Genomic DNA, 13,421 nt, shown 5'->3' on the forward strand with positions numbered 1-13,421 from the left:
ACTGCCGTCTTACCCGCTTCCGTTACTTGCCGACGAATACCCGGGATCCGTTGTCCCCGCTGTACGGCGGAGCATTCGGAGCCGTCACGTAGCAAATGATCAATTTGTACGATTTGCCCGTTTGGATAGGCTGCTTGAACGTCAGGATAAAGCTCGTACTCGATGTATCCGCCGACGTAATGGTTACTCGGTCGGCGGTCAACGCGTTTCCGGGACCGACGCTGTCGTTCATGCCGAGCGTGGCGATACCGGTTGGCATCGTTTCGCTCATGCTTTGAATCCAGTAATTGGCCGGTGTCGTTCCTTTGGTCCCATCGACCGGTTGGTCGTACGTCACCTTCAGTTGATTGGCCGACAACTGCTGAACGTCCTTCAGCATGGGGATGGTTTCAGCGCTCGCGTCATGCGGCAGTGCGATCGCAAACAACATTGCGAGCATGCAGGCGATTGCAATTTTCATCATGGTTTTCAACGTGGGTTACTCCTCCTGTACATCCATTATTAAGGACATGTTACGTCTAGAAGAGCTTTTCCCTTAATTGCGAGAACTATGCGTTCTAATGCCCGACGCAAAAAAGAACCTTCTCATCCGCGCGTACGCGGACTTGAAGGTTCATGCGAGCTTGTTTCATAGAGACGTAATTATCTGCTCCGCAGCTTCGAAAGCAGGCGGAGAATTTCAACGTACAGCCAGACGAGCGTGACGATCAGGCCGAATGCGCCGTACCATTCCATATATTTCGGTGCTCCGCGATCTGCGCCCTGTTCGATGAAATCGAAATCCAGCACGAGGTTAAGAGCCGCGACGACGACGATGACAAGCGAGATGCCGACGCCGATCAGCGTATTGTCATGCAGGTAGGGAACGGTCACGTTGAACATGTTCAGCACCATGCTCGCTAAGTAGACGAGCGCGATGCCGGCCGTTGCGGCGAATACGCCGAGCTTGAAGTTCTCGGTCGCGCGGATAATCCGCGTCTTGTAAGCGACGAGCAGGGCGAAGAACACGCACATCGTAATAAGGGCCGCCTGCATCGTGATGCCGCCGTACGCTTGCTCGTAATTCGCGCTTAGCCCGCCCAGGAATGCGCCTTCGAGCGCCGCGTAGACCGGTACCAGAAACGGTGCCGTACGGGGTTTGAAGCTGATAATCAATGCGCAAATCAATCCGCCGATAGCCCCGCCGATCACGTAAGGCATGACATCGTTGCCTTTGAAATACATGTTCCACGTCGCGAATGCCGCCCCGAGCAGCACGGCAAGCGTGATGAACGTTTTGTTCACCGTTCCGTCGATCGTCATCCGGTCCGCGCCCGAATACGAACCATGGCCTGAACGCTCGAAGGTCTTGTCGTTCAAGGTTGGATTGCCGCTTCTACCTAGCATGCATGAACACCCCATCGTCGATTTTTTACCAATTATAGCATATGTTCGTCCCATACAAACATGCCATGTCCATCGGATTACCCCTGTAAACAAGACGATTACCCTATACTTGTGACTTTTCGCGGCCGTTATAGTTAGCTTGTGAGACGGCTTAGCAGCGGAAGAGGGGGATGAAGTTGGAACGGAAAGTAGCATTGGTAACCGGGTCAGGCAGAGGAATCGGCAGTGGGATCGCGTTGGCTTTTGCCAGGGCGGGGTATGACGTATGCGTCAATTACAACCGCAGCGCGGAAGGCGCGGAAGCGGTCGTGCAGGATATTCGCGCCATGGGCATGCGGGCAGAGGCCGTGCAGGCGGATATCTCGACGATCGACGGGGTAGACAAGCTGTTCGACGGCTTCCGTGCATCGTTCGACCGGCTGGACGTGTCCGTAGCCAATTCCGGCATTACGAGGATGAAGCCGTTTCTGGAGACGACGCCGGAGCTGTTCGACGAAGTGATGAACACCGATCTGAAAGGACTGTACTTCTGCTCGCAACGCGCGGCACGCATCATGGCGGAACAGGGAACGAAGGGCGCGCTTATCCATATCAGCTCCAATCATACGGAGGGCACGTGGTCGAACGCGACGGTGTACGCCGCGGCGAAGGCTGCGGTCAATAAGCTGACGAAGAACATGGCGCTCGATCTGGCCCCTTACGGCATCCGCGTCATCGGGATCGCTCCCGGCTATACCGCGCTCGGCGAGCCGAGGGACGAACGGGCGCGCGCGGGCAGAGAACGCATCTCGTCGCATATTCCGCTTGGCCGTTTCGCGACGACCGACGAGGTCGGCGAAGCAGCCGTGTTCCTCGCCTCCGACAAGGCGGGCTATATGACGGGAACGACGATGTTCATGGACGGCGGCGCGCTGCTGCCGGTGTGGGCTGACAAAGCATAAGGCGCAACGAACGTAACGAACGTAACGATTGCCGAGGATGGGTTCCGGGACGACAACGAAATCACAGGAGGAGACGAATACGATATGAAAATCACCGATATGAAGCTGTACCATGTGAAGCCGCGGTGGCTGTTTCTGAAGATCGAAACCGACGAGGGCATTTGCGGATGGGGCGAGCCGATCGTGGAAGGCCGCGCCCTCACCGTCGCAACGGCTGTGGAAGAATTGAAACGGTATCTGATCGGCGAAGACCCGCTGCGTATCGAGCACCATTGGCAGGTCATGTACCGGGGATCGTTCTACCGCGGCGGACCTGTTCTTGTAAGCGCAATCAGCGGCATCGAGCAGGCGCTGTGGGACATCAAGGGCAAGTATTACAATATGCCCGTTTATGAAATGCTCGGCGGCAAAGTCCGCGAATCGATCCGCATGTACAGCCATTGCGGCGGGGCAACGCCAAGCGACATCGGCGCGAACGCGAAGAAGAAGATGGAAGCGGGCTTCACCGCGATCAAGATCGGCGTCGACGCGCCGGTGCGCCACGTCGACTCTCTCGCTTTCGTCGAGAACGTGACGGCAAGATTCGCGGCTATCCGCGAGGCGGCGGGCAGCGAGCTCGACGTCGCGATCGATTTCCACGGGCGCGTCAGCCCGGCCATGTCGATCCGGCTTGCGGCCGCGCTGGAGCCGTATTATCCGATGTTCATCGAGGAGCCTTGCTTGCCGGAGAACGTGGATTCCTTGCTGCGCGTCGCGCAGTCGACGAGCATTCCGATCGCTTCGGGCGAGCGGCTGTTCACCCGCTGGGGCTTCCGCGAGGCGCTGGAGAAAGGCGCTATCGCGATCGTGCAGCCGGATCTGTGCCATGCCGGCGGTATCTTCGAGGGCCGCAAAATCGCCGCGATGGCCGAAACGTATTACGCCTCCATCGCGCCGCATAATCCGCTCGGACCGATCTCGCTCGCTTCTTGCTTGCAGCTCGATGCTTGCACGCCGAACTTCCTCATCCAAGAGCATCCGTCAATGGCGGAGAAATGGGATCTCGGCGAAGGCTATCTGAAGAATCCATTCCAGATCGTGAACGGCAGCATTGCGGTGCCGCAGGGCCCGGGTCTGGGCATCGAAATCAACGAGGAAATGTTGATCGAGCGCAGCCATGCCGGCGAATGGGACACGCCTCGTCTGGCTTACGAAGACGGTTCGTTCGCGGAGTGGTAAGGGAGAAGTCCAGCATCGAATAATGTGATGCATACGCATCACATCACATAGCTACGGGGCAGTTCGAGCTGTCCCCGGTGCGCATCAGCGCCGGGGACGGCTCTTTGTGCTGCGGCTGACCGCGTCCAGAACGAACAACATGTCTCGTTTGACGGGTGAAAACAGCGTTATCGAAGCTTACCGCGGCCACGCCGATTCGCTATAATGCCAGGTGCGCAGCAGTTTATACGTTCGAAAACGGGGAGGAAACACGAATGTTGTTCGGAGCTTGTTATTATCCGGAACACTGGGTCAAGGAAAGATGGGAAACCGACGCCCGAATGATGAAGGAAGCGGGATTTAACGTCGTTCGGATGGCGGAGTTCGCTTGGATCAAGATGGAGCCCGCGGAAGGCGAGTTCGACTTCGAATGGCTGGACGAAGCGATCGCGCTATTCAGCGCTTACGGGATTCGAACGATTCTGGGGACGCCTACGGCAGGTCCGCCGAAGTGGCTGCTCGACAAGCATCCGGATATTTACCAGCGGGATTATCAGGGACATGTCCGAGGCTTCGGCACGAGGCGCAGCTACTGCTCGAACAATGCGACGTATCGCGACTACACCCGCGCGATCGTCACGGAGATGGCCAAGCGATACGGCAGCCATCCCGACGTCATCGGCTGGCAGATCGACAACGAGCTTGGCGCGATCGATACCGCGCGCTGTTACTGCGACAGCTGCAAGACGGCGTTCGTCGGCTGGCTGAAACGGAAATACGCGACGCTTGACCGCTTGAACGAGGAATGGGGCACGATTTTCTCCAGCCAGCTGTTCACGGCATGGGAACAGGTGCATCTGCCGGCTTATTCCGTCCATCAGGGACATAATCCCGGGCTCGTTCTCGATTTCCGCAGGTTCTCTTCCGATTCGGTCCGCGGCTATCAAGCGCTGCAAATCGGCATTCTTCGCGAGCATTGCCCGCCTGCCCAGCCGATTACGACGAATTTGATGGGGAGCTTCAACGACCTCGATTATTACGACCTCTCCGCGGATCTCGATCTCGTGTCGCTGGATATTTATCCGATCATGAAAAAAGTGCCCGAGGAACGCGCATTTCGGACGGGGATCAACCATGACGCGATGCGCGGGCTGAAGGGCATGAACTACTGGGTACTCGAGCATCAGAGCGGCACGCCGTGCACGAATACGTTCTCACCGACGCCGAAGCCGGGAGAGCTCCGGCGCTGGACGTACCAGTCCGTCGCGCGCGGGGCGGACGCGATCGTCTATTTCCGCTGGCGGACGTTAACGTACGCGCTGGAGGAATATTGGCACGGTATTCTGCAGCATCACGGCAAGCCGGGCAGGAAGTACAGGGAAGTCCGGCAAGTCGGCGAAGAGCTTGCCCGCTTGGCGCCGCTGCTGGCCGATACGACCGTACGCTCGAAGGCCGCCATCGTGAAATGCTTCCACAACGAATGGGCATTCGAAATTCAGCCGCATGCAAGCGGCTTCGTTTACAAGGATCATCAGGCGGACTATTATCGCTATTTCCACGATCGCAATATTCAAGTCGACGTGATCTCTCCGGACTCGGCCGGGTTCGACGGCTACGATTTGCTGATTGTCCCCAACCTCATGATGTCCAAGGAGGCGACCGTCCGCGCGATTCACGATTATGTTCGCGCAGGCGGCACCGTCGTGATGGATTTCCGCGCCGGCGCCAAGGAATGGAATAACCGGATGCTGCCGGAGATACTGCCGGGTCCGTTCGCAGGCTTGCTTGGCATCGAAGTCGATGATTACGGCATTATCGAACCGGAGCATCCGGTCGGGCTGGCTTTTGCCGAAGCGTTCGGAAACGCCGGGCTTGCCGGCCAAGCCGCGACGTGGTACGACGTCATCGAACCGATCGGAGCATCGACGGTCGTCCGGTTTACGAACGATTACTTCGCGGGCTGCCCTGCGGTCACCCGCAACGAATATGGCGCCGGGCGTGCCTACTATATCGGAACGGAGCTCGACCGTTCGACGCTAAACGCTTTGTTCGACGGGATAAGCGCGGAAGCGGGGCTGAAGCCCGTTCTCCCTTCGCTGCCGCAAGGGGTCGAGGCGGTCCGGCGCGAGGGCGACGGCAGGCGGGAAGTGATTTTCGTCATCAACCATAACGAATGCGAGGTCAGCTTCGCGATCGAGGACGGCTGCGTCGACCTTCTCACGGGGAGAACGATAAGGGGCGTCACGAGTTTGGCTGCTAACGGCATCCTTGCTTTGGAACGGTCGAATGAATCGATTTCGCAATGATTCGATTTTAGCTTTGCCATAGAACCGCCGGCCGGCATGTCCGTCCTGCGGTTCTTTTGTTTTGCTTTGCTTTGCTTGCCTGGCATTCAGTTGTTATTTGCCGGGTTACGATCACCCGTTTGTCGGGTTGTTGGTCCGCTGTCTCCCCCGGCATAATTAAGGCATAGCGCAACGCCGCAAGCATGTAACGAAAGGAGCCTATCATGGCCAAACCCGCCCCCCAAGTTCACCCCGTACCTATGGGTGCGCAGCCTTCCTTATCCTTCGGGCGCAGACTGCGCCGGCAATATCAGCTGCTCCTGATGTCCGTCCCCTTCGTCCTCATCGTCGTGCTGTTCTCGTACGGACCGTTGTGGGGATGGATCATGGCGTTCGAGAAATACAAGGTGGCCAAAGGCATCTGGCACAGCCCGTTCGCCGGCTTCGACAATTTCAAGCTGCTGTTCCGGGATCCGCAATTTTTCAACGCGCTGCGCAATACGGTCGTCATGGGGGTGCTGAACCTTGTCACCGGGTTTTTCGGAGCGATTGCGCTCGCGCTCATGCTGAACGAGGTGAGAAGCCGGTTCTTCAAGCGAACGATTCAGACGATCACGTACATTCCCCATTTCGTCTCCTGGGTGGTCATCGCCAATATTTTCGCGACGCTGCTTTCGCCGGACAGCGGCGTGGTGAACGCGCTGCTCATGAAGCTCGGCATCGTGAACGAACCGATCTATTTTCTCGGCAAAGCGGATTTGTTCTGGTGGATCCATACGGCGGCGAATTTCTGGAAAGAGCTCGGGTGGAACACGATTATTTACCTGGCGGTCCTCTCGGGTCTTAATCCGGAGCACTACGAGGCGGCGGAAGTCGACGGAGCGAAGCGATTGCAGAAGATGCGTTACGTCTCCATTCCCGGCATCATGCCGACCGCGATCCTGCTCTTGATCATGTCCGTGGGCTGGATCATCCAGAGCGGTTACGAATCTCAATTCCTGCTAGGCAATCCCGTCGTTATCGATCGCTCGGAAGTGCTCGACCTGTATGCGTTGAAGTATTCGACGAGCATCGGCGATTATTCGTACGGCGTGGCGGTCAGCATGTTCAAATCGTTGGTCAGCATCGCCATGGTCGTCGCCGTCAACTTCATCGCGAACCGGACGACCCGCAACCGGCTGTTCTAATAAGAGGCATATGGACTGGAAGGTGATAGAAAATGACGCATCGCCGCACGTGGGGAGACTACGCGTTTCTAACGACGAATTATGCGCTGCTGCTCATGATGGGAATCGTGACCCTGTTCCCGTTTCTCAACTTATTGGCGATCTCCCTGAACGACGCGCAGGATACGCTGAAAGGGACGATCTACGTCTGGCCCCGGATATTCACGCTGCAAAATTACGATACGATCTTCGCCAATAACAATTTGGCCATGGCCGCCGTTCGTTCCGTCGTCAGGACCGTGCTCGGAGCCGGACTAGGCGTCATCAGCACGGCGATGCTTGCCTACGTGTTAAGCCGCAAGGAGTTCATGTTCCGCAAATCCTTCAACATCATCCTGATCGTCACGATGTACGTGAACGGCGGATTGATTCCGTTCTACCTGCTCGTCAAGAACATTCACCTGATCAACCATGGCGCCGTCTATATTCTTCCTACGTTAATCGGCGTATTCAACGTCATCATCATGCGCAGCTACTTCGAATCGCTTCCCGACGGCATCGTGGAGTCGGCCCGAATCGACGGGGCGTCCGACTTTCAGATTTTGTTCCGAATCGTCATCCTGGTCAGCATGCCTGTCATGGCCACGGTTACGTTGTATGTCGCCGTCGCGCATTGGAATTCTTGGTTCGATAACTACTTGTACGCCAGCCGGAACCCGCATTTGAACCTGCTGCAATTCGAGCTTCAGAAAGTATTGATCGGTTCCGTGAACCAAGTGTTCGACCAGAATACGCATATCGACGGATCGGACGCCCGCAGGACGAATCCCGAAACGATCCGGGCGGCCATGACCATTATCGTGACCGTGCCCATCCTGTTCGTCTATCCGTTCCTTCAGCGATACTTCGTCAAAGGGATGACGTTCGCCGCGATGAAAGAATAGCCCGGGCCTGAACCAAGCCCGCCAAAACCCGATATCGCAGGAGCTTCCACTCCGATGATATAATTAATAGACCATATGAGAGGGTGTCGCAATGACTAGTAGAACATGGAGGAAAGGCGCCGCATGGACAGTTATCTCGCTGCTGCTCGCGTCTTCGATCACAGGCTGCTCGAACGGAAATAACGACGACAAGAATGCGGCCTCGGCAAAGGCGGATTCGACGAACGGCAGCGCGCCTGCAGATTCTGGCGGTAACGCCGCTGCCGGCGGTAACGCTAACGCCAGCGGCAACGCCAATGCAAGCGGCAATGCCGACGCAAGCGCAAGCCAAAGCCTGGAGCCGATTACGTACAGCATGAACACCTCGAACGAAAAACTGACCGGAGACACGCCGATTTCGAAAGCGGTTGCAGAGAAGACAGGCGTTTCGTTCAAGTACGACCTGATCGTGGGCGACGAGACGCAGAAAGAAGACCTCTGGCTCGCTGCCGGCGACTATCCGGATATCCTGGCGATGGGACCGGCCGAAGTGCAGAAATATAAAGACGGCGACGCGATTATCCCGCTTAACGATCTCATCGAACAATACGGTCCCCACATCAAAGAGAAATTCGGCGAATTCTACAATCTGATGAAAGACGCGGACGGCAAGATCTGGTCGATCTACGGCGTGAACAAGAGCCGCGAAGCGAAAGCCGACGCCTCCGCCAACTTTATCGTGCAATACGATGTCCTGAAAGAAGCGGGCTATCCGGAAATCAAGACGCTCGATCAGTTGTACGACATTATTAAAGCGTACAAAGACAAACATCCGACGATCGACGGCAAAGAAACGATCGGCTTCTCCGGCGCGATGAGCGGCTGGCAAGTCAATATCGAGTACAATAACCCGATTATTAGCGCGTCCGGGTTGCCGGATCACGGGAATTTCCGGATCGATGACGCCGGCAACGTGCAGTACAACCCGGTCAGCGACGATGCCAAAACGTATTATCAATTCCTGAACAAATTGTATACGAACGGACTTTACGACAAGGAAGCGTTCTCGCAGGAGGATCTGGGCAAGAAACTATCGCAAGGCCGCGTGCTCGCCGCTTACGCTCCGGCATGGATGCTCGGCAGCATCGAAACGCAATTCCGCGCCGATGGCCATCCGGAACGCGCTTTCGCGCACCTGCCGATCCAGTTTACGGACAGCACGGTGAACAACACGAACACGGTCGTGCCGATTTTCTCCGGAAGCCTGCAGTGGGCCATCACGAAATCGGCGAAAAATCCGGAACGGATTATCCAGCTCATCGATTACCTGTTCTCCGACGAAGGTCAAATTTTGACGCAGTGGGGAATCGAAGGCACGCATTACGACGTGGTGAACGGCGTGCGCACGCTCAAACCGGATGTGATCGAGAAGATCAAAACGGATCCGGACTATAAAGTGAAGGAAGGCTTCGAAACGGAGGGAACGGGAAGCGGATTCTGGTTTAACGTCGGGGACGGGGCTAAACTGGCCGACGGGGATTATGCTACGCCGTTGACCAAGGAGTACGTGCTCAGCACGTACGACGATATGACCAAAGACGTGCTGGCGCAGTACGGCAAGCAAGTATGGGCGGATTTCCTTCCCGCGGCTACCGTATTGCCGGGTTACTTGTGGAACCTGACGCCGCCGGACGACGTACAGCTGCAATCCAAGAAAATCGAAGAGGCATGGAAGAAATATCTGCCGAAGCTCGTCATGTCCAAGGACGCGACGGCGTTCGACGGCGCATGGGGCGATATGAAATCCGCGATGGACAAAGCCGGGCTCGCGGACGTCAACGCATCGTATACGAAGCTGTGGGCGGATTTCAACGCGAAATTCAAGGCGACGATCGGAGAGTAAGACGAAATAAGCTCCTTGTCTCTCTTTTTAAGGGAGGCAAGGAGTCTATTGTCTTTTTCCGGTCGTGTTCATGCCTGGGCGCGTTAACTGCTGGCGGGACATTCCAAAGGACGAGGTAGCGAACATGAAAATCCGAACGAAGCTCATTCTCGCCAATTTATTCATCATCTTGTTTCTGCTGGGGTCATTAACCTACGTGCTCTTGCAGCGAAGCAGCAAACTCGTCTATGACTATGTCATCGAGAATGCGACCTTGTCCTTGTCCCAAACGAGCCAAAATCTCGACAATAAGCTGGAGTCGTACGAAGAGATCGCCAATACGCTGTTCTTGAACACGAACATTAACCTCATTCTGGATCAGCGCTATGCCGACCAGTTGGAAGCTTACGAGGTGTATGCCCAGCAATTTCAGCCTTTCATATCGGCCGTCCGGCAGACGAAGGACATCGCCAACGTGAAAGTGTATACCGATAATCCGACGTTCACGTTCGCGAACGTGACGGTGATCGATCAAGAAATACGCGACAGCGATTGGTATGAACAAGCGATGGACAACAAGAAAGGCGGATATTGGACGGCTCCGTATTTGAGCGATCCTGCCCATGACGTCGATCCCGTCATCAGCGTTCGCAAGCGGCTCAATAACGTCGACGCCAAGTCTCCGAGCGTCGTCAACCTGGAGATCAAGCTGAGCAAGTTCAAGGAATTAATCCAGCAGGAAAGCAAAAACAAACGAATCTTGTTTACGCTTGCGGACGGTACGGTGGTGATCGATAGCAGCGGGGAGGGCGAGCAGCTGGCTTCGCTCTCGAGCTTGCCGTTCGGAGATCGGATTCTCGGGCAGACAAGCGGAAGCTTCCGCGCCGAAGTGGAGGGCAAACCCTACCAGGTCCTGTTTCAAACGCTGGAATCGCGCAATATCGTAAGAGGCATGAAAGTGATCGCCTTCATGCCGGTGAATGAATTAACGCCGAAGATCAATCAGCTTCGCTCGATCTCTTACGTGCTATTCGGAGCGGCCTTCGTGATCTCCGTGATTCTCATCGGGACGATTACCATAGGCATGACGCGCAGATTATCCGAATTGTCGGTCAAAATGAGACGCGTTCATAAAGATAACTTCCAAAGCTTCGTCGTGGTCAAGGGCAAGGACGAAGTCGCCCAGCTCGGCGAGATGTACAATCTGATGGTGATGCGGCTCGGGCAGCTGATCAGCGAGGTTTACCAATCGGAGATCGACCGCAAGGAGCAAGCCTTCCGGACGAAAGAAGTGGAGTTGTACGCGCTGCAAACGCAGATCAATCCGCACTTTCTATTCAATGTGCTGAATATGATCCGGGGCAAGCTGCTTATCGTCGGAGAAAGGGATACGGCGAAAGTCGTCGGGCTGCTGGCCAAGTCGTTCCGCATGATGCTGAAGAACGGCGGACAAATGACCCGCTTGGCCGAAGAGATCGATTTTGTCGATAACTATTTGCAAATTCAACAGTATCGTTTCGGACATAAGTTTACCTACTCCATCGACATGCCCCAAGACAAACTGGACGTCTCCATACCGAAGCTGATCATTCAGCCATTGGTCGAGAATGCGATCTCGCACGGCATCGAGCTCAATCCGGAGCAATCGCGCATTTGGGTAACCGGGGAGAACGACGGAGAGCATCTCGTCTTGACGGTGGGCGACGACGGACTTGGCATGGCGAAGGAGCGGCTGGCCGAGATCGAACAATGGCTGAAGGACAAAAATTCGCTCGTAAGCGATCATCATATCGGCTTGCGCAATGTGCATGCCAGGTTGAGATATTTGTACGGCGAGCCGTACGGAATCAGAGTGAGCAGCGTCGAAGGGGAAGGAACTACGATAACGATGATGATCCCGTTGCGGCGCGCGGAAACGGACAAGAACAGGGGGAGCTCCGATGTATGAAGTGTTGATCGTCGACGACGAACCGCTCGCCAGGCAGTCGCTTCAATATTTGATCGACTGGAAGGCATTCGGATTCAAAATAACGGGAGAAGCGGAAGACGGGAAACAAGCGCTGGAATTGATGCGGCAGCGCCACTTCTCACTCGTCCTGACGGATATCCGGATGCCGACGATGAACGGGCTGGAGTTTATCGAGAAGCTGAGAGGCGTCTCGGATGCGGAAGTCGTTATTCTGAGCGGCTACGAGGATTTCGAATACGCCAGGCAAGGATTGAAGCTGGGGGTGAACGATTACCTGCTCAAGCCGGTCGACGAGGACGATCTCATCGCGGCTCTTCGCCGGATCGGCGCGTCGATCGCCGAGCGGCAGCTGCTGCGCAGGCAGCGCGATCTTGGCTTAACCGCCCTCAGAGACCAGTTTCTTAGAAGGCTGGCGCACGGACCTCTCTCTTCGCCGGAGCTGGAGGAACAGTTCCGGCTGCTGAACCTGCGGAATGAGGCGGAACGCTTGCATTGCCTCGTCGTGGAAATGGATTTCCTGTCCGCGGACGACGGCAAGCTGACGGAACGGGATATCGAGCTCAAAAGCTTCGCGGTGCGCAATGTGCTGGAGGAGATGTGCGACGGCAAAGGATATGTGTTCGAGGATACCGAAGAACGGTACGGACTGCTCTTATTCGGCACCGGCGGCTTGAACGCGCGGAATGACGATATGCCGGTCAAGCTCGCGGAGGAGATCGGAGCGGCCGTGCGGGTCAATGTTAAGGAAACGGTAAGCATCGGAGTGGGCCAGGCCGCAGGAGACCTGCGGGGTGTACACCAAGCGTACGATTCCGCGGAGAAGGCGTTGGACGCGAAGTTCTTGCGGGGCAAGGGTTCGATTCTGACCGCGACGAACGCTGACGGAGGAGAGGCGGAAAGCCCGGAGCTTCATGCGCTTCAAGAGGCCGTGTACGAAGCGATCCGGAACCAACGGGAAGGCGAAGTGAAGGAGGCGCTCGGGCGGCTGTGGGAGTGCTGCAAGTCCAGCGGCCTCGGCGGAAATCGCATTCGCGCCGCCGTCTTGGAGATGCTCGTGCAGCTGCTGCAGCTCGCGACATCCTACGGCGCGAACTCGGAGCTGTTGTTCCATCACGATTACGGCGATTACGACCGCGTGATGAGAACGAAGACGATCGACGAGCTGTTCGCGTTCGTCGACATGAAATGCGTCGGCGTGCTGCTCTTGTTGAACCGCCTGAAGGACATGCAGCCGAACTCCGTCATCGGCACGGTCAAGCGCATCGTGCAGGAGCAGTATCATTCGAACGTCAGTCTGCGTACCGTCGCAGGGCAGGTGTTCTTGAACCCGAACTATTTGGGCAAATTGTTCAAAGCCGGAACCGATTCGTCGTTTAACGAGTATTTGCTGCAAGTGCGCATGGAGAAGGCCAAGGAATTGCTGCTGCGCACGGACAAGAAAGTGTACGAGATTGCCCTTGCGGTCGGTTACGGCGAATTGGACTGGTTTTATAAACGCTTCAAGTCCTATGCCGGCATCAGCGCGGGCGAATTTAGAGGGAAGTACGCGAAAGAAAGCGAATCGAACTGATCGATCGGACCGTCTGCCGCGCTCCGGACCTGGGCGCCCAGGCCTAATGAAATTACCATTGACGCTTGCGGGTAACTGAATTAAACTCGAAAAAGCTACTTG

10 protein-coding genes are annotated in these 13,421 nt (G+C 56.2%); 8 read left to right on the forward strand and 2 right to left on the reverse strand.

The window, feature by feature from the left end; translation table 11 throughout:
• Positions 1 to 22: 22 nt before the first annotated feature.
• Positions 23 to 463 carry a hypothetical protein gene (locus tag GZH47_RS22610; protein WP_225446566.1) on the reverse strand — a complete coding sequence of 147 codons (441 nt, stop codon included), beginning with the start codon at positions 461 to 463 and terminating at the stop codon, positions 23 to 25.
• Between the two features lie 179 nt (positions 464 to 642).
• Complete coding sequence (locus GZH47_RS22615; protein WP_162643292.1) at positions 643 to 1,386, reverse strand: Bax inhibitor-1/YccA family protein; 744 nt, start codon at positions 1,384 to 1,386, stop codon at positions 643 to 645.
• 176 nt (positions 1,387 to 1,562) lie between these two features.
• On the opposite strand from GZH47_RS22615, the gene GZH47_RS22620 reads away from it, so the two are divergent.
• From GZH47_RS22620 to GZH47_RS22655, 8 genes are all read left to right on the forward strand, one after another.
• Positions 1,563 to 2,327: an SDR family NAD(P)-dependent oxidoreductase gene (locus GZH47_RS22620; RefSeq protein ID WP_162643293.1), complete on the forward strand. Its 765-nt coding sequence runs from the start codon at positions 1,563 to 1,565 to the stop codon at positions 2,325 to 2,327.
• Positions 2,328 to 2,411: 84 nt separating this feature from the next.
• Positions 2,412 to 3,545: a galactonate dehydratase gene (dgoD, locus tag GZH47_RS22625; RefSeq protein ID WP_162643294.1), complete on the forward strand. Its 1,134-nt coding sequence runs from the start codon at positions 2,412 to 2,414 to the stop codon at positions 3,543 to 3,545.
• A 254-nt stretch (positions 3,546 to 3,799) separates the two neighbouring features.
• On the forward strand, positions 3,800 to 5,830 hold the full coding sequence (locus GZH47_RS22630; protein WP_162643295.1) for a beta-galactosidase: 2,031 nt from the start codon (positions 3,800 to 3,802) through the stop codon (positions 5,828 to 5,830).
• Between the two features lie 203 nt (positions 5,831 to 6,033).
• The gene (locus tag GZH47_RS22635) at positions 6,034 to 6,996 is read left to right on the forward strand and encodes an ABC transporter permease (RefSeq protein WP_162643296.1); all 963 of its coding nucleotides are present in this window, start codon (positions 6,034 to 6,036) and stop codon (positions 6,994 to 6,996) included.
• 32 nt (positions 6,997 to 7,028) lie between these two features.
• On the forward strand, positions 7,029 to 7,919 hold the full coding sequence (locus tag GZH47_RS22640; protein ID WP_162643297.1) for a carbohydrate ABC transporter permease: 891 nt from the start codon (positions 7,029 to 7,031) through the stop codon (positions 7,917 to 7,919).
• 91 nt (positions 7,920 to 8,010) lie between these two features.
• Positions 8,011 to 9,801, forward strand: a complete 1,791-nt coding sequence (locus GZH47_RS22645) for a type 2 periplasmic-binding domain-containing protein (RefSeq protein ID WP_162643298.1) — start codon at positions 8,011 to 8,013, stop codon at positions 9,799 to 9,801.
• 124 nt (positions 9,802 to 9,925) lie between these two features.
• A complete protein-coding gene (locus tag GZH47_RS22650) occupies positions 9,926 to 11,728 on the forward strand; it encodes a cache domain-containing sensor histidine kinase (protein WP_162643299.1) in 1,803 nt (600 codons plus the stop codon).
• Positions 11,721 to 13,319 (forward strand): response regulator, encoded by a 1,599-nt coding sequence (locus GZH47_RS22655; RefSeq protein ID WP_162643300.1) that lies wholly within the window; start codon positions 11,721 to 11,723, stop codon positions 13,317 to 13,319. Before GZH47_RS22650 ends, GZH47_RS22655 begins: the two co-directional genes overlap by 8 nt.
• Positions 13,320 to 13,421 lie beyond the last annotated feature (102 nt).

The sequence above is a fragment of the Paenibacillus rhizovicinus genome, from assembly GCF_010365285.1.
Taxonomy (GTDB): Bacteria; Bacillota; Bacilli; order Paenibacillales; family Paenibacillaceae; genus Paenibacillus_Z; species Paenibacillus_Z rhizovicinus.